Origin of the sequence: Flavobacterium sp. N502536 (genome assembly GCF_025947345.1) — a bacterium.
GTDB lineage: Bacteria > Bacteroidota > Bacteroidia > Flavobacteriales > Flavobacteriaceae > Flavobacterium.
In genome coordinates this window covers 4,847,120-4,866,308 of record NZ_CP110011.1, presented here as the reverse complement: position 1 = coordinate 4,866,308, position 19,189 = coordinate 4,847,120, and the positions used below count along the sequence as shown (strand labels likewise).

General features: G+C 34.2%; 8 protein-coding genes. 3 read left to right on the top strand and 5 right to left on the bottom strand.

All coding sequences use genetic code 11. The features are described from left to right. Window positions 1–729: 729 nt before the first annotated feature. Genes OLM61_RS20280 through OLM61_RS20990 form a run of 3 tightly spaced genes read left to right on the top strand, consistent with a single transcriptional unit; the run spans window position 730 to window position 8,867 of the window. Entirely contained in the window at window positions 730–1,179 is a 450-nt protein-coding gene (locus OLM61_RS20280; protein WP_264524402.1) for a T9SS type A sorting domain-containing protein, read from the top strand. Between the two features lie 6 nt (window positions 1,180–1,185). Then, on the top strand, window positions 1,186–8,145 hold the full coding sequence (locus OLM61_RS20275; protein ID WP_264524401.1) for an RHS repeat-associated core domain-containing protein: 6,960 nt from the start codon (window positions 1,186–1,188) through the stop codon (window positions 8,143–8,145). 35 nt (window positions 8,146–8,180) lie between these two features. Next, entirely contained in the window at window positions 8,181–8,867 is a 687-nt protein-coding gene (locus tag OLM61_RS20990; protein ID WP_413614363.1) for a CPBP family intramembrane glutamic endopeptidase, read from the top strand. Window positions 8,868–10,136: 1,269 nt separating this feature from the next. Here the strand turns inward: OLM61_RS20990 and OLM61_RS20270 are convergent. From OLM61_RS20270 to OLM61_RS20250, 5 genes are all read right to left on the bottom strand, one after another. Beyond that, window positions 10,137–11,093: a type IX secretion system membrane protein PorP/SprF gene (locus OLM61_RS20270; RefSeq protein ID WP_264524400.1), complete on the bottom strand. Its 957-nt coding sequence runs from the start codon at window positions 11,091–11,093 to the stop codon at window positions 10,137–10,139. 33 nt (window positions 11,094–11,126) lie between these two features. Further along, window positions 11,127–15,260: a T9SS type B sorting domain-containing protein gene (locus OLM61_RS20265; RefSeq protein ID WP_264524399.1), complete on the bottom strand. Its 4,134-nt coding sequence runs from the start codon at window positions 15,258–15,260 to the stop codon at window positions 11,127–11,129. Further along, a complete protein-coding gene (locus OLM61_RS20260) occupies window positions 15,236–15,928 on the bottom strand; it encodes a hypothetical protein (protein WP_264524398.1) in 693 nt (230 codons plus the stop codon). The genes OLM61_RS20265 and OLM61_RS20260 overlap by 25 nt, the downstream gene beginning before the upstream one ends. 256 nt (window positions 15,929–16,184) lie before the next feature. Then, complete coding sequence (locus tag OLM61_RS20255; protein ID WP_264524397.1) at window positions 16,185–16,568, bottom strand: hypothetical protein; 384 nt, start codon at window positions 16,566–16,568, stop codon at window positions 16,185–16,187. Window positions 16,569–17,269: 701 nt separating this feature from the next. After that, window positions 17,270–17,770 carry a helix-turn-helix domain-containing protein gene (locus tag OLM61_RS20250; protein ID WP_264524396.1) on the bottom strand — a complete coding sequence of 167 codons (501 nt, stop codon included), beginning with the start codon at window positions 17,768–17,770 and terminating at the stop codon, window positions 17,270–17,272. Between the last annotated feature and the right edge of the window lie 1,419 nt (window positions 17,771–19,189).

Below are 19,189 nucleotides of genomic sequence, written 5' to 3'. Positions count from 1 at the left end.
AAAAAGTTAGTCCTATCAGCATTTATCTGCTACATGTATATCACAGTAATAAGTATATTCTTTGCGAAAAAATTGGAAATATTTAAAAATATTACAAACAGTATTGACTTTCAACAGCAGACTAGTCTTTGGATAACAGTTTCTTGGCATAGGCCAATTTTGATGATAATAATTGAAATATTATTGCTTATAGCGCTTTCACGTCCTGTAATATACAGACAAGTATGATAGGGGCATGAAGAGTAACTAACTGCTTGCTATGGTTTTGTGAAATTGCGGCAGAAGTACTAAATTAAAAGATTAGTAATTCTAATTTATATTTGTAGTTTATTGAAAATTTTTACCTTGAAAGCCTGCTCTTTGAAGCGTAAATATGGAAAGACGAATGTCTCCTGACTTCGCAGTTAGATTTATACTATAGTAAAAAAAAAAGCTCCAGATTTCTCTGAAGCTTTTCTCATTGTAGTCTAACGGCACAATTCTCGAACCATTTTGTAGATGATCTAAAAATTTTACATTTAATTATATATTAAAATAGTAGTCAATTTTATAAGAAACTACAAAATCGATCTCCAAAGTCTTTAGATTTTGGTTTTTTTTTATCCAATAAAATAAATCTTTCCTTGTGTTTTCTGGCAACTTAAAAAAATCGAGGGTAAAATGTGGAAACCCGTAAGAATATTATTCTATTATGTTTTTTCTTTGCTTAAAAACTAATTTTAATTTGATATGAGAAAAACAATACTATTTGTAATATTCTTAATTTCTTTTATTTCGAATGCCCAGCAGAAAATTAATTTTGGATATGATAATGCAGGTAATCAAACCTCTAGATCTTTATGTTTGAGTGGCTGTACGGCAAAACAAGTAAGGGAAATAAAAGAAATCGAAGCTATTGTTGATGAAGATTTAGAAAAATTCTTTCCTGAAGACCAAATCTCTTATTATCCTAATCCTGTAAAAGAAGAGCTTTATCTTAAATGGGAATTAATAGATAATAACGCAATTTCGTCTATAATAGTTTATGGATTTAATGGACAAATCTTGAAGAGTTATTCTAATATTGAAAGGAATAATACCCAAAATATCTCCTTTCATGATTATTCAATTGGCGTATACCTAGTGGTTTTAAACTATTCAAACGGCGATCAGAAAACAATTAAAATTATTAAGCAATAAGGTCTTATGAAACAATTTTACTTTTTTATTTCGATATTATTTACTTCTCTGTCTTTTTCTCAAAATTTTACAGATACAAAAGGAGAATTACAAATTTCTGCTTCAGGCACAGCTACCTATAGTCTACCTATTGCAGTTCCTCCAAGTATAAAAGGAGTTGCTCCAGTTATAAATCTTAATTATAGTAGCGGTATACGAGGCGGTATAGCTGGGCAAGGATGGAATATTAATAGCATTTCTACTATTAGTCGCATTGCAACCCGTCGTGATATAGACGGCTTTGTAGATGGTGTTGATTTTGACGCAGATGATAAATTAGCGTTAGACGGTCAGCGTTTGTTAGTAAAAACAGGAACCTACTGGGCTAGTGGTTCAACTTATGAAACGGAGTATAAAAGTAATACTAGAATTGAACTGAAAATTGAGGGTACGACAACTTATTTTATCGTTACTGCTCCTGATGGGTCAAGAAGTTGGTACGGCTCAAAAGGTTCAGGAAGTTTACAAAACTTTGTTTCATTAAATGCTTGGTATATTGTTCGTTTTGAAGATGTAAATGGCAATTTTATAGATTATAATTATAAAACGGTTACTTACAACAGCATCAATCAACTATATATTGATACAATTGTTTTCAGTGGAAACACAACAGCAGGAATTGCTGCCCAAAATAAGATTAAGTTTAATTATAGAGATTCAAAACGTATTGAAAGGGATTATTTGAAGGGTGTACCGGTTTATGCCACCCAGATACTGGATAATATTATGGTCTATGCCAATAATAGTGTTTTTAGAACCTATAAAATTTCACACATTGAGGACACAATTTTGGGCTATGAAAGAGTTGAAAGTATAAAGGAAATAAATGCTCAAAATGAAGAATCAAATCCTATTTTTTTTACTTATGCACCAATTCGTAATGGTGAGGAAAGAATTGAGAGGGGATATACTAATAATCTTGCTTTTGATAAAACAGAGTTGGCTGGCGATTTTGATGGAGACGGAAGGTTAGATTTTGTAGCAAATAATCAGTTATTTACTAATTTATTTAATGGTAGTAGTGGAAATGCGCCTATTGGTTTACCAACCGAATTATCTGCAGGGTTTAAATATGTAGTAACAACATTGACCGCTAATAGGCTTAATACATTTCAATCTATAGTCCATCAAAGCCGGGTGAGTGCATCTTCTAACACCGACAAAACATTTAAAGTGTATAATTTGATTAATGGGGCTGTGCAATTAGGTTATGCAAAATCCTTTATAACTAATACAGTACCACTTTTATTATCGCAAGGTATTCCGGTTAATTTAGATACTGATATAGATTTGGGTCATAGGGATGAATCATATGTTCCCACTATAGAGAACATAAATTTGGAAGGAGATTTTAATGGGGATGGAATTAGTGAGATTTTCATTATTATTCCAAAGATAAAATATCGTAATGAAAAAATAGTCTATTGGTTTCCTGATGGTACAAAGGCAGGCTCTCTTATTCATACTGTTATTACGGGTAATGGGGAGGATATGTATGTTGGTGATTTAAATCCAAATTCTTCAACAATTATGGGAGATAAAGGATTTGTAAAATTGCCACCCAACGCTACTTACAAATTGACAAATAGTAAAAATTATGTCATGGATTTTAATGGTGATGGGAAATCAGATATTTTATCTGTTATAGGTACAGGTTATACTATTTATAGTTTCAAACAATTGGCTGTAGCGCCATGGATTGAGTTGGAGACTATTGGAACTGGTACACTAGATAAATTTTCAGCAACCAAACAAATCCTTTTTGGCGATTACAATGGAGATGGTAAAACTGACATCATGTTGCCTGATTCTGAAGGAGCCGAAGGAGCTGTACAATGGCATATTTATTATAGCAATGCTAATCCTGCAGGTGGAGAATTTTTTACAAAAGAATCCCATAATATTGTAGAATATCGTCCCGATACGAGTAAAAGTGCGGACTATAAAACCCAAGTGCATTTTAGTAATTATTATGCTATGGATATAAATGGCGATGGTAAATCAGACCTTGTACGTGTATGGAGAAAATATTATAAAGATGACTGGAGTATTAACAATCATGATACGCAGTGGCAAGTAACAGGATTTATAAATAATATTGGAAAGGTGGGCGTTGCAGGTTTTACATATGGTTATAATTCAGGAGTGTTCACTTCTAATTCACCCGATATTCCGATCCCTGTTCCATCTAATTATAAATACGATGGTGCTAATACTGATCTTGTCTTAATTAGAGGACACTATAATAAAATTGAATACTACCAGTTCAATAAAAACGTAGATGCCGAGAACAGATTAATTTCTGTGACAGAATCAAATGGAAATGTTAAACAAACTATTGAGTATAAACCAATGGAAGCTATCGGTGGCGGTTTGGGTACAGCTGCAACTGACTTTTATTCGTCCAGTGGTACAGCAACTTATCCTAATATTGAAATTATTAGAAATTCTGGAAGTTATTTGGTATCTAAATTGACAGCTACTATAAATGGTGTTTCTAAATACCAAGATTTTAGATATAGAGGGTTTGTATCAAATTTTGACTATGGAACAGTTGGTTTTACCAGAACAACCAGAAGCAGTTGGTATTTATCAGCCTCTGATACTAAAATATGGAAAACTCTATATAATGACGTAGCTCTTAGAGGTGCTAATACTATTACATGGTCTAGTACAAATTCTTCTACAGTTTTTGATGCTGTGCCTACGAATTTGTTAAGTACAAAAACAAATGTTTTTTCAACTTATATCAATCCAACCTCAAAAGTCTATAACGTATTGCTCGATTCGCAGACCAATGTTGATGCTTTGTCTGGTGTGAAATCTGAAAGTACCTATACCTATGATGGGCTTGTCAATGCAACCCTGTATTATGGTTTAGAAACTAAAAGCGTGGTGAAACAATATACTGGTGCCTCTTTACAAGGTTCTGTTACAACAGATTCGCAGTATGATAATGACCCAACCGGTGTCGGTAGCGCCTACTATATTGGAAGACCTAAAAAAGTAAACACCTCGGCAAACAACGTTGGCTCAGGAGATACTCGAACCACAGAAGAAGTGTACACCTATACAGGATCAAATTTAACTAAAACTGAGAAAAAAGGTCATAATACCTATGCTATAATCGAGGACATGACCTATGACCTACTAGGTAATTTATTGACAAAAACAGTTTCTGCACCAGCTGCGGTTCCAGCCCCAACAGCCCCAACAGCCCGAATAATTAAGGATGAATACGATACTACTAAGCGTTTTGTAGTCAAGAAAACAGATCATCAAGGCTTTATTACTACTTATGCTTATAATACACTAGGTCAGGTAACAAAGTCTACAAATTATATGGGTGTGATCAATGATTTTACTTATGATAACTGGGGAAAATTAATTAATTCCACCGTTACAAATGCTTCAACAGTGCCATTAACTACAACCATTGTTTATGCAAAATTGGCAACAGGGGGCTACGTTACAACCTCCACTAATAACTTAGAGGCAAAAACAGTTGTAGAATATGATGTTTTAGGAAGAGTGGTAAAAAATTCTACAAAAGGATTTACGACTAATTCTATGATATCTAAACAAGTTGTATATGATGGATTAGGCAGAAAGCAAAAGGAAAGCGAACCTTATCTTTCGGCACCAAACTTATGGACAAGTTATGAGTATGATTATTTGGTGAGACCTACCAAAATAACCGCTCCAACAGGAAAAATACAAACCTTATCGTATTCCGTTTTAACGACGACAAGTAATGACGACGGAAAAATAACTACAGCTACTGTAGATGCTTTAGGTAATAAAGTGCAAAGTACAGACCCCGGGGGGACTATTAATTTTAAATATTATGCAGACGGACAACTCAAAGAATCCGACTACTTGGGTAATAAGGTTGCTATCACTATAGATGGCTGGGGTAACAAAATTGCAATGAGTGATCCAAGTGCGGGAAGTTATTCCTACAGTTATGATGCATTTGGCCAACTGAAAACAGAAACTACACCAAACGGGACTACCTCTTTTGTATATGATGCAGCCGGAAAACCAACAGAAAAAACAATTGTAGGTCCAGTTACCAATAGTAAAACTACCTACGCTTATAATACATTAAGTCAAGTTACAAGCAGTACTTATGTAGACAATGTCGAAACAAAAACAACTACTAATATTTATGAGTATGATGCTCTCAAAAAATTGTTTAAGACTACTGAAACGACGCCATATGCAGTTTTTGTTAAACAATTAACTTATGATAGTCTGGGAAGAGTTGATAAGGAAACTTCTACAGCCACAGCAGCAGGAAAAACAAGTTCAAAAACAATAAAAAACACTTATCAGAACGGTTTTCCCTGGCAAATTTTAGATGATGCAACGCAGACGGTTTTATGGCAGTCTAATACCTTAAACGAAAGAGGGCAGCTTTTGACTGCTACTTTGGGGAATGGAATAGCGATAACCAATGCCTATGATCAATATGGTTACGTCACCCAGATAAAGCATGATAAAACAAGCCCAGCGGTTGTGAATATCATGACACTTAATACAGCTTTTGAAATCAAGAGAGGAAACTTGAACAGCCGTACCAACAGCTTGTTCAGCCGAAATGAAATCTTTAAATATGACGGATTAGACCGTCTTACCGAATATACAAACGGATTAGGGATACAGGAAACGCAGGCTTATGATGATAAAGGAAGAATTACACAAAATACTGTTGGAACTTATGAATATGATACGACTAAGACCTATCAGAATAAAGCAATAACTCCCACACCAGAAGCTTCAGGATATTATGGAAATAGAGAAGGGATTTTTAATGACAGTATGGAAGACAGGACAAGTTGGGGAACTGAGAAATATCCAAATACTGCTTTTTATAGCTATGACAATACAACAGCTGCTCATTCGGGAAAGAACTCTTTAAAGCTTGCCAATACACTCTCTACAGAGCAGTATGTGTTTTCGGATAAATGGGTAGATATAAACAATACAGTGGCCACGGAGTATACCTACTCGGCTTGGTTTTACAGCGATAATCCGCAGGCACAGGTATTTTTATATATGAAAGATGCGGCAAATACAATCACTCAGGCAAATGTTGTAAGTAATACCAAAGGTGTCTGGACACAAATTGTAAGTACATTTTTGGTTCCAGCCAATGTAAAGAAACTTCGCCTGCGATTGGATAATAACGGATTGGGGAACATTTGGTTTGATGATGTTCAGATACGTAAAACCAGTGATCCTGCTACAACAGCAAGAGCATTAAATATAACCTATAATACATTTAAAAGTCCGATACAAATCGAAGAAACAGGTATTGATAAAATTAGTTTTACCTACAATGACGGCAATGACCGTAGCAGTATGTTTTATGGGGGACTGCAGACTGATAAACTTTTGAGAACCTACCGCAAGCATTATTCTGCAGATGGTTCAATGGAGGTGAAACATAATACTGTTACCGGGGCGGTTGAATTTGTAACTTATATTGGAGGTGATGGCTATTCAGCACCTATTGTTTTAAAAAGCGACGGAACAACACAAAATTATTTATATTTACATAGAGATTACCAAGGTACTATAACAGCAATTTCAGACCAGACTGGTACAGTTGTCGAAAAACGATTGTTTGATGCGTGGGGGAATATTGTAAAAGTTCAGGATGGTGCAGGCAATATTTTGGCAGGTTTAACTGTTTTAGACAGAGGCTACACAGGTCACGAGCATTTACAAAGTATTGGTATTATACACATGAACGGTCGTTTGTATGATCCGAAATTGCATCGATTCCTTCAGCCTGACAATTATATTCAGGAGCCTTACAATACCCAGAATTATCACAAGTATGCTTACGTTCTTAATAACCCGCTGAAATATACTGATCCAAGTGGAGAAGAAATAGTATTGGGAGTGGCAGTAGCCATTGGAGCTGCTATCGCAGCGCTGACTTACACCATTACGGCACTGGTTGCCGATGTCCCTTTCAGTGTTGGAGGACTTGTCAAATCAACTTTTATTGGTGCAGCTAGTTCCGCCGTTACTTTTGGTATTGGAAGTGCAGCTGGCAGTTTATTTACGAATTTCTACTCTCAAGCAGCATTTCAGGCGGCAGCTCATGGTACTTTTCAAGGTACAATGACTGCAATTTCAGGAGGTAAATTCTGGAGTGGTTTTGCAGCAGGTGCTTTAAGTAGTATTGCTGCAAGTACATGGAGTGGAGGCTCAAGCGCGCCTGAAACACATAGTTTTGGTGGTGCGAGTTTTAAAGAGACATTTAATCATCAAGGAATAAGTGGATTTTTGGGAGCTAACAATGGGATAGGTATGATTGCTTTTGGTACTGTTTCAGGAGGAGCGGGAGCTGCGCTTACAGGAGGTAATTTTTGGCAAGGAGCAGTTACAGGACTTGTAGTTTCGGGATTGAATCACTTTGTCCATGAGATACAAGGAGAAAATCCAAATAGGACTATGGCAAAAAACATTGTCGCTAAATATAAACATGGTAATATTGATGAAGTTGAACAATGGTTGGATGAGCATCCATTTATTAACAAGAATGGAATAGTTTCATTTGAAGGAATTAGCGGAGTAAGTGTCAATATAAATAAAAGTAATGGAAATCCTAACTATTTGAATGATGCATTTGATAGTGCAGCTAAAAAAGGAATTACAACACTGCTAACAACTTGTATAAAAGGGCTAATAGGGGGTGGGGGCCTCTTGTTAAGTGATGGAGGATTAGCCAAGGTGCCTGTTCGTCCATTTAGAAGTGATTTACTTACACTTAGTGAATCTAATGCACGAAATGCTTTGATAGATTATGTTTTTAGACCGCAAGGGCCTCAGCAAACACCAGCATTTATTAATGGCTATAATCCTTATTCAGGACCTAGTAGATTTGATACATATTACAAAGCTAAGTGATGCTGAAGTAGGATTTAATTAATAATATATAAATAATGAAAAGTACTCAGTTTTTTTTGATAATTATTCTACTTATGTTTATTTCATATTTAGATTTAAACTATAGCTTAAATGGATTTTTAATAATTAGTAGTGATTTGCTTTTGATACTTTATTTTTTAGTTAAAAAATCGGTACCAGTTTTTTTGATCAATTTTAACCTTAATTTTAATTTGATTTATTATCTATTATTTGTTATTTGTTTTTACTGTCTTTATTTTTTATGTACAACGTTCATTTTTACAAATAGTGAGATATTGTTGTTTGATGATTTAAGTAAATTTAATATTATTAAAGTCTTAATATTATATCCCATTTTGGAAGAAGTAATTTTCAGGAAATATTTATTATTGAGTTTAACTAAAATAAAATCAGAGCTAAGTTCCATCCTTATTTTATCTTTGGGCTTTACTGCTATTCATTTCATGACGAACTCATCACTTCTATATGTATTTTTATTAAGTGTGTTTTTTTCTTGGGTATATTTGAAAACGAAAAACATTTACCTAACTATTTTTTTACATGTTTTAAATAATATTTTGTCTTTTACAAATTTGATTAATTTTTTATCTAAATCTAAAATATCGCTTGTTTTAGTTATAGTAATTTTAATTGTGGTAATTCTTTTTACTTTTTTTAAAATAAAGAATGATAAAATAAATGTACATTCTAATGGAGAATAAAGAAATAAGAAAAAAGGAGAAAAACTGGATTAAAATAATTGTAGAACTTTTGTTTGATCTTATTTTAATGCTGAAATGATTAGGGTAAGAATCCCAGATTACTATGTCTTTAGAAAATAATAATTCATAATTTTTTTCATTTATTCTTTGTGAATAGTTTAATAACTTTGTTTTGAGAAAAACAGCTAGGTCTTGCGAAGGGGAAGAAAATTTTTATCTCTTTCCTTTCAAAAGAAAATTAATTACACTACTTCTTTCCTTTGGTATATTTGGTAATGTATCAGATGTGTTGATGGTTAATAATTCTATCTAAGTATTTGTAGATAATAAGGGATTTATAGTAATATCGCATAAAAATTAAAACAACCTTCGGGTTGTTTTTTTATTTTGAATTGTCCTAAATCGAAAAAAAAGGGGCAAACCAGACTAGGTGTTACAGATGTGTTGGTAATATTCAAAACATGATGAAATATGGAAAGACAAAGTCTGATAATCAAAGATATATTTGCAGGGTGTGCAGGAAAATAAGAGCTGAAAATTATACTTATCGAGCTTATAAATCTTGTATTGATGGAAATATAATTCAATTAACAAAAGAAAGTTTAGGAATAAGAAGCACTGCAAGAATATTAAAAATAGCACCCATAACATCATAACATTCTGGATACTTTAAAATTATCTGAAGCTAAAAAGATATTTACAGACAGATTAAAAAACTACAGATATCTTTTTGATTAGAAATTAGATTCTGTAAAACGTTTCGGTACAGCATATTGAAAAGGAAAATTTGACGCTCAGAACTCACTTTAAAAGACTAAACTGTACCACAAAAAAAGCCGAGGAATATAGATTTGTCGGATTTTAATTTTTACTTAGTAGCGGGAACAGGACTCGAACCTGTCCATTAAAAATAATTAAGATAAATAGCCTAATACAATTTTCATAAAGAAAATTAACCCAAAGCAGCTCTCTAACATAGTTCAACTTTTTAGATTAATAAATGTAAAATTATAGCCTCAAAAAAACAAGTCGTTAACCTTTTTAACCTCTTTGTTTACAGGTGTTTTGGTGCGATTTTGTGGCAAAAGTTTTTTAGTGTTTTTTTTGCCACGATTTTGCCACGGAACTTAAATGGTCAGTTTCCGCGGACGTTATCTTGTTTTAAAGGAGTAAAATAATTCTGTTTGTATCAAAAATAGACAATTCCTTAGTAAATTAATAACCTTAGTTTTTTGTGACAAAAAAGGTATCATTTTCACCTTTTTTTTATTAATTGCGCACATATTTTTGGGTACAAGGGCAATTGCTTATGGATTGAAAGAACCTTAATCCGATAGATATCGAATGGGTACCAGAATTGTATTGTGATAAATCATTCATCATGATTTGATAGGAATAACCTAAAGTAAAATAAGCCTTTTTGAAGCCTATCATGGGTCCGATCGTTAATGGTTTTCCTATTTGATCATTCAGAAATCGGTACGATATACCTGCCCAGTAATAATCATCATACCGATTAAATTTTCGATATTTCAAATTCAGGTCGGTAACAGAACGTCCATCACTTTTATACAACTGGTAAAAGATAGAGGGCTCGATCTCCGTTTCGTTTTCTAAACGAACAGCATATCCGGTGTAGAATTGATAGTTGGTCAGTTCTTTGGGTTCAGGACTTGAAAAAGAATCTAATTTTTTTGGTAAAATATTGGTCATATTGGCGCTGAAATAAAAACCTTTGTTGCGATACAAAAAACCTACCTCAAAATTATTATTGGATGTAAACCTATTATCGGTTATATCAGGATCTGGTTCAGCAGGTTTACTATTACTGATATCGATTTTAAATGAATTGTAAATGTATGAAATACCAAAAGAAAGATATTGTTTTGAGTAATAATCCAGAATAAGATGATGGGCAAAAGTAAATTTGCCACCTGCCTGTCTGACATTCCCATTAGTATCATTATACAACGATAGCCCAATTCCGGATCTGTCTAATATTCGAAGATCGGCATAAAAAGATTGATTTTGCGGGGCATTTTCTATACCTACCCATTGCTTATAACCATTTAAATTAATCCTAAGATCATCGCCAATTCCGGCATAACCAGGAGAAATAATAAAGGGATTATCTGCCAAATATTGAGTAGCCACAGGTACATTAAGTTCTTGACTGTAATTGATCATTACATTCAACAAAAAGAAGCAGTTTATAATTTTCTTCATCTTATTTTTATTACTTAAACGTTACATTACAGACTATCTGTAAAGGGTTACATTTCCAATAAATTCCCGGTCATCTCTGGTATTTCTAAGTTTTAAAACATACCAGTAATCCCCGGTGGGAAGGTTGGCGCTTTCATACTTTCCATCCCAGGACTCTTCATGTTTTAATACACATATTTCACGACCATAGCGATCGTAGATTCGGATTCTGATATCGGGATAGTTATCCTGTCTTAATGGTTTCCAGCCATCATTTATACCACTGTCATTAGGAGTAAAAATGTTAGGAACTATGATATCGATAAATTCAAAATACTTAGTTGCTGTTGCGGTACAGCCATTACTATCGACAACTGTCGCCGTGTAATCTCCGGATTTGTAATAAATATATTTAGTTGTAAATTTTAAAACTTCATCATTGATGGTAAGGCTGTTATAAAAACCAGAACCTCCTTTTATTGTTATAATGATTTCATTCAATCCTCCCTGACTTAATGAAATCGTCAAAGGAGGGTTTGATTCATCAACGGCAAACAGGAGCGAAACCTCACTGCATCCACTTGCATGTTCTACCTTTACAAAATGATTTCCGGCGGGGACATTGCGAAATATATTACTGTCCTGCTTAGGTTCTTTTCCGTTTAATGAATACTTTATTAAAGAGGGATTGGTATTACTGGCGTCGATCTTTACAGTAACCTTGTTTCCCGGAGTATTATTTTCGCAATCATAGCTCACCTTTGCAGTGGGTTTAAGAACGATGGTTGGAATATCGAGCAGGATTGCTAATTCAAACTGACAATTATTTTTATCCAGAATATATACAGTGTGTTTGCCTCCGGAAAGGTTGTCGAAATCTAGCTGATCCTGAGTGTAAGTCCCATTGCGATTGTCTAAACTTGTTTTATAGGGCGGAATTCCTCCCGATATGTCAATACTAAAAGCGGCTGTTTTTTCTCCAATACATATTTCTTGTTTTATACTGCCCTGTACTACAGAAGCGTGTATTGGCTTCGGATCGATAATCGTAATTACGTCATTAATGCGGCAATCATTTTCATCTTTAATAGTAATATTATAGGTTCCTGCTTTTATCCCTCTAAATATACCTGTATCAAAAAACTGGTTGGGTAATGACGAAATTGCATATTTAATTCTTCCGGTCCCACCGCTGGCTTCCACTTCAATCGTTACATTGGCTAAACCGGCGCAGGTAACATTATCATATTTTACGCGGTGGGTAAGGGAAAGTGTGGGTTCTTTTATTTCTATCGGAACAATGACCGGATCGCAGTCACCACTCGTAACACTAACCTGATACAAACCGGCCGGTAATTGAGTAAAATTGCCCGGAGTGGTTTGTGTCGGACTAAAGGGAAGTTCAAGCCCTTCATGATCTAGTAGCGTAAAAACATAGTTGCCTAAACCACCTTTTGCCTGGGCCGAAAGCTCACCCGTTAAATTTCCTTTGCATTTGATGTCTTTTGATGAATTTATTTTTAAAGTCAAAGCCTCTAATGGATTATAGTTGAATGACCCTGCATAAACTTTTTTGCAATTATTTGCGTCTATGACATAAAATCGATAATTCATAGGTGAATTATGATTTGGTAGCAGGATACTCATTGGACTAGAACCGGTATAATATTTTTGATATTCCTCACCATTTGCATTATTGCCCAATACCGTAAAAGTGTAGGGAGGTGTTCCGCCTATGGCAGTCACCGTAATCTCGGCAGGTGTACAGGTAGGAGCTTTGGTAATTTGAGTACTGGCGGTAAGTGCTTTTGGACCTGTAATGGTGAATGGATAATGAGCTTCGCATCCGTCTGTTGTAGTAACCAGAATGTCATAGTCGCCAGATTTCAAATTGTCAAATGTATAGGTGTTAGCCGCAATTGTTCCGGAGGTTTTTAGAACCTCATTCCCCGAATAAATAGTAAACACATAATTGGAACGTACGTTGTTTGCCGTCACTTCAATAGAAGCCGTATCATCAAAACAGTTTAGAGTTGAATTGGATATTTTGTGGGTAATATTTAAGTCTTGATGTTCAATTTTGATATTCGGAATCTCATAAGAGCACTTTGCTTTATTGGTTGAATTGGGTCTGATGTACACCGTATAAGTTCCGGCAATTTTTACGGGTAGATTTGTACTGGCCTGATAATTTATTTTATCCAGACTATATTCATAACCAGTTCCCATTGCCGGGCTGTTGACTGTAATGTTACCTGCTGTTTGGCAAAAAATATTCTCAGAAGTTGCGGTTGGGACTATTTCGTCATAAACGTTGAAATAAAATGGAGCCGAACAATTAGTTCCATAACTGAGTATGACGCGGTACTGTCCTTCTGAAGTAATAGCATAATTTCGGTTATTATCGTTGTTTAAATTATCCCACTGACAAGCTGTGGTTTCATCGGGGCAAGTTGCGCCCGGAATGAGAGCACAGTTACTTTTTTCCCATGTTATAGATGAAACCCCTTCAGGTATATTCAGGTTAATAGTTTTAACAGGGCTAGCGGGACACAAATAAAAGTTGGTAAGCTGTTTGGCATTGTTAGCGGTACAAATGACCTTCTCACCAAAAGCTCCTCCCAGAGGATCCAGATCGGACATGATGAAAGGCTTGACTTCGATAATTTCTTTAAGTGTGGCGCAAGCCTGATTGGGTAAGGGGTTTGCAAAAGGAGTGCAGACCACATAATAAGTACCTATAGCATCTACAGTAATGGTTTGGCCGGATTGAAGCACAGGGATCCCTGATGGATTTTTGGACCAATTGTAGCTCTCAAATCCATTTGTTGCGGACAATACTGTACTGGGCGGACATAATAGGGCTTCTGACTGTTTGTCGCAAAACAGTAAATTACTTAGTATGTTATTGGTTTTTCCATCTATATTTTCACAGTTATAAATTAAACCTGAGTCACCATTAAAATGGGTTTGATTAACAACTCCCGTGAAGCTGGTAGAAACCTCATTCGTAATGTTCAGGTCGCAGCTCTGTTCAAAATTTGGATCTGAATCTAAAGTAATACAGGAAACAACCTTAACTCTGAATTCGATAACAGATGGGGCTCCGTCAATATTTACTAAACTGTCTGAGACTTCAAAAATAATGGTTCTCGTTTCGGGATTATAACCCGATATCTGATTGCCATTGGCGTCATAATTGACCACTGAACTTACAGTAACACCGTTGGGTAAACTGGTGAGATCTTGCGGATAATTAAAAATTACATTTTTGGGCAGAATGTTTTTAATTAAAACTTCTCTGGCATTGTCATCGCCATTATTGTTAAAGGTTATTTTATATTTTAAGTATTCTCCTAAATTGACAACCTCATTGTCTTTGACTTCAACATTATTTTCATTTGTAACCGTTTGCTTAATGACAATATTTGGTTGTACAATATCTATTGCTAAAGTGACTAATGATACGGCATAAGCATCTCCGGCAGTCGTTAACTGAAGATCGAGCGATGTTTGACCGTTCCGTAAATACCCTTTATTAATATTGATGAGGTCCATATCAAAACCGAAGGTATTTAATCTGGAAGGGCTTCTTTTGGTGATGTATTCCGCACCCGGTATGACTGGACTATCTGTAAATAAAGGGGCAGATGGAATGGTTATCGAAGAATTAAAAACATTCCTCACATCATTAAGTTCATTAAAAATAGATTTAAACACCGGCTTTCCATTGCTGCCTATCGTTTTGATGTTCAGATAATCACCCAGGTAAGCCAATTCGCCCTCCTGAGAAACAATACCTATAGTAGCCTTTACCGGTTCGGGACCTGCGGGAGTGATAAATCCGTCAACGGTAAAATTGAGTTCCGTCAACTCTCCCTGATTTGCATCTCTCTGAACTCCGACAAAACCATCAAAAGTGACAATCTTTTTACTGGGTTGTGTGATGTCTTCATACACAATCACTAATGTCCAACCGGAAGTAGATCCTAAAGTCCTTCTTCCTTTGGTAGCTTTAACATTTGCAACAAAATAATTACCATTAGGATCTCCAAATTCCTTTAAGCGATTCGTAACGTCTGCGTAACATAGGTAGGGAGCATTTCTAAAACTTTCACGTATGTTGGTTTCATTTAAACCGTCGAAAATGATTTCATCTGCTGTTATGTCCTGATAACCGTATCCCAAGGACGTTTAAACTTAACTTTATCCCAATCGTCTAGACGTTTTGTTCCTGAAAAGTTGTTTTCGTTATGAGGGTTAAATTTCCTGCTCCTGTCGTTGATATAAACGGCCTGCCAGTATAAACCCGCATATATAATCTTTTTACAGGCGCTCTCGATATGGAGTTCGGCACTACTCGAAGCAAAGGTGCTGTTATCGTTATCGATATCAATATACTCCATGCTTTTTCGATTATTGGCTAATCCATCTTCCTTATCTTCACCGTCTAAGTCAGGATCGATCTTCCAGGGACTTCCATTGGCCTGATTGGTATATACTGCATTCGAATTGGCCTGAGCGGTTAAAACAGCTAAATTAGTGGGTATGGGGGATCCCGGTACCATAACAGCATCTGTTCGTGTTACACCGAGCATTGTATTGCCAATAAGTACAAGGTTTCCTTTAATAGATTGATTGGTATATCTTGCCTTAAATTTTTTGCCTTCTTGTCCGTAACCACTTGAAAAAATGAGGACCAAAATTAGCGTTTGAAGAAACTGAGGGAAAAGAAAACGTATTTGCTTTTTATCTGATACGATTTTTTTTCTTTTGCTATTTACGAACCACAAATCCGGTATTGTAATTACTTTCGATGCTCTCAGTAGTAATCGGGTCAAGATAGATTTTTTCATAATTATAGAGTCAATTTTTAAACAATTAAGTCACTATCAAATTGAATCGTCATTATTTATTGAATGTGTGCAGGTGACGATTTTTTATCTCATTTATTTTTTTTACATCATAATTGATGATTAGAGTCAGTTTCGTATTTGCATTATTCTATTTTAGAATTATCATGTTCCTGTTGCTCTAATGTATAAGTATCCTTGTTTGCGTAAATGGGTATTCTTTTGCATCTTAGTTCAAATGCATACATTATTAGTGATTTCAGAAAGCGCTATCGCATTTTCTGTCAGCAAGAAATTCGTTGTATATTAAATTTTTGATATTGTCCGCTATTTCATTTTTTTTCAATGAAATATCGAGTACAAAAACATTATTGAGCCGGCTCATTTTTTTTAGCACTTCAATATTGTCTGAGGCAACAATTATGGGAATGTGTTTTATATAAAGTTGCATAAAATCATATAAATCCATATCGGAGTAAAAGACAAAAAAAACGAAGCAAAAATCTTTTTCGACTAAATTGAATTCTTCATTTTTTTTATTCTTTTTTAGAATTGCGAAGTCAAAATTTTTACCGAATTTATATTTTAAAAAATTGGCAAAATAGTGCTGACTGTCATAAACTAATATTTTCGTTGATTTCATCATAGTATGATTTAGGAGGCTAAACAAATTGCTATTATTAAATTAACGACTTTAAATTTTTTTCATCTGTAAGTGATGACCCTTGTGTTGCTGTATAGCGACACATTCGAATGGACTTTTGATAGATAAAAAATAAACACCCAATAACGATATGAAACTTTCTTTAATTCTAAAATCTCAATTGAACTATCGTAAATTATTGTTGCCTAATGATTTTTAAAGAATTGAAGAATTTTAACTACTAATCAGAAGCACTAACGAATTCATAATTAGTCAATCATTTCAAAATAGGTGTACGGAACAAGTGCTTCCAAAAAGTTTAAAAGTTAGTTTTCCGGAAAGCAAAAGAATATATTCTATAAATAATCGTTCAACATCATCAAATTTTTAGTCTGAACTTTAGCATTGTAACTTTAGTAGAATAATATTCTCTTTATCATATCAAATGTAGCAACTAGATTATTTTTTAAGGTTTTTTGAGCGCCGGAATAAGTCTCAATTTATAAAACGAGACTGTTAAGTAAGCTCTTCGGTGGGATATACGCACGAAATACAGAAACTCAGAAAGCAAAAAAACTTTCCTTTTTTAATATCGTGTGAGAAAGAAGGAATCATCGCCAATAATAATATGAAATTTTGACTTTTCGTACCCTAAAAAAAGCCCTCAAATAGTCAGTAACTTTTTGAGAGCTTTCAAACAATTATACAGGATTGTTTTTAAAATATTCGGAAGGAGTTTTACCGGTAGCGATTTTAAATGCTTTAAAAAAGCTGTTCTTAGAATTAAAACCGGCCTCAGCTGCGATACCTTCCAGTGAAAACTGTGACCAGGCTGGATCGTACCGGTGTTTAATGATATAATCGATACGGGAATTATTAATGAAACTGACGAAATTGGTACCAAATTCTTTATTAATGACCTGTGACAAATGATGAAGCGGAATGTCTAAATCAGTAGACATGTCTGTTAAAGAGTAATTTTTTATGAGAAATATTTTTTCATTTTGAATTAGTAACTCAATTTTTTCCTTGTATTCTTTAGTTTTTAAATCAGGTAATTTAAACGTTTTGGGATTGACTATTTCCTGTTCGTTTTCTGCTTTAGCTTTAATGTAATTATCCTTGTAGTTTAGTCCATATAAAATAGTAGGTTTAAAAAACAGAAATACCACAATAGTGAGTATAAAAATTACGGGAGTCATAATTAGAAGATCCCGGTAGATCTCTTTTTTATAAAGTAGTATTCCAATAATCGGCGTAAATATGGATATTAAATGAATCCCGATATGTCTCGTTAGCCAAAACCAAATATGATTGTTTCGGGTAATCCACAACGGATTGTTTTTGTAAAACTTTATAAAGAGAGGAATTGTTAAAAGGATATAGAAAAGATAGCTGCCTATTTTTAAAAAAACATGGACATTCATGGGTAAAACAAAATAGGGAAGTTGATAGAAGTGATTAGGATTTAAGAGATATTTGGTTAACAAATATTGTTTTCTTTCAACATTAAGAAGATAGAAGGGGACCAGCTCCAGAAAATGTAATAATGCCGGTACAAAATGAAGATAATCTTTCTTGGTAATTTTTTTTGTCTTTTCGAGAATTGATTTTGTATACAAGTAAACAGTACATCCCGGAAGATAATGCAAGGGAAAACAGAAAACCCAAAGGTAAGCATGATTGAGCAGAGGGAACTTATCCTGAAAAAAAGTCCAGGGCGCAATAACCAGTATGCAAAAAATAAGACAAATTAGCATCAAAAATTTGTAGTAGACATGAAATTTGTTCTGAAAGAAAATAATTAGAAAACATATCGCACTTAAGAAACAAGCGAAATAGCATAAGTTTAATAGTATTGTGTTCATTTTTTGATTAATGATGTAACAATTAAAAGCGAAAATATTTACATAATTCCGGATTTAATCGTTTGGTGGTTAGGGGTTTTTTATAGGTTTGTGGAACGTATTTTTTATGAACGGTTAATAGGAGTACTGTAATTTTGGCTAAGAGTCAGGATTGAAAAGGCATTGAAAGGCTCCGTAGTTTTTTCCGGTATAAAATGGATACCATGAATTTTGGAAAAATGTTTTAATCCTTTTTTGTGGCTTACTAAAAAGGTGCGGTTGGGGTGGCGTTTTTTTTGGGTTGTTTGTCATGGTTTGATTTTGGTTTTTGGTTTAATGCTTAGAATATGTCTTCTTTGAATAGGATAAACAACTTTTTTATCAGGGAGCAAACAATCAGGTGTTTGGTGCCGAATGTTTTTGATAGGGTGTATACCATATACTTTACTTTTGGTTATAGCTATAAAGTGAAATCAATTTGAAATAGTATGCAATCCCTATAGCTTATAGCCGTAGAACGTACTGTTTTGCAAGATGAAGAATTACTTATAAGAAAACTTTTCAATTTCATTTTATAAATTTTGAAGAATGTATGATGAGAAAATTTCCAGAGGAGTTTGAAATTCAGTAAAATAGTCTTTAAAACCAGAAAAGGAATCAGCTAATTTTGTGCTTTTTTTTCCCGTTAATTCTAAAAACACCTCCTCTTTTATTGAATTTACTTCTTTTAAATTTGCGAATTTATCTTCGCTTCATAAGGCTTTGTCAGAATAT

Coding starts and splice junctions, on each gene's coding strand:
- OLM61_RS20280 (WP_264524402.1), top strand. CDS start 730: ATGAGAAAAACAATACTATTTGTAATATTCTTAATTTCTTTTATTTCG.
- OLM61_RS20275 (WP_264524401.1), top strand. CDS start 1,186: ATGAAACAATTTTACTTTTTTATTTCGATATTATTTACTTCTCTGTCT.
- OLM61_RS20990 (WP_413614363.1), top strand. CDS start 8,181: ATGAAAAGTACTCAGTTTTTTTTGATAATTATTCTACTTATGTTTATT.
- OLM61_RS20270 (WP_264524400.1), bottom strand. CDS start 11,093: ATGAAGAAAATTATAAACTGCTTCTTTTTGTTGAATGTAATGATCAAT.
- OLM61_RS20260 (WP_264524398.1), bottom strand. CDS start 15,928: ATGAAAAAATCTATCTTGACCCGATTACTACTGAGAGCATCGAAAGTA.
- OLM61_RS20255 (WP_264524397.1), bottom strand. CDS start 16,568: ATGAAATCAACGAAAATATTAGTTTATGACAGTCAGCACTATTTTGCC.
- OLM61_RS20250 (WP_264524396.1), bottom strand. CDS start 17,770: ATGACTCCCGTAATTTTTATACTCACTATTGTGGTATTTCTGTTTTTT.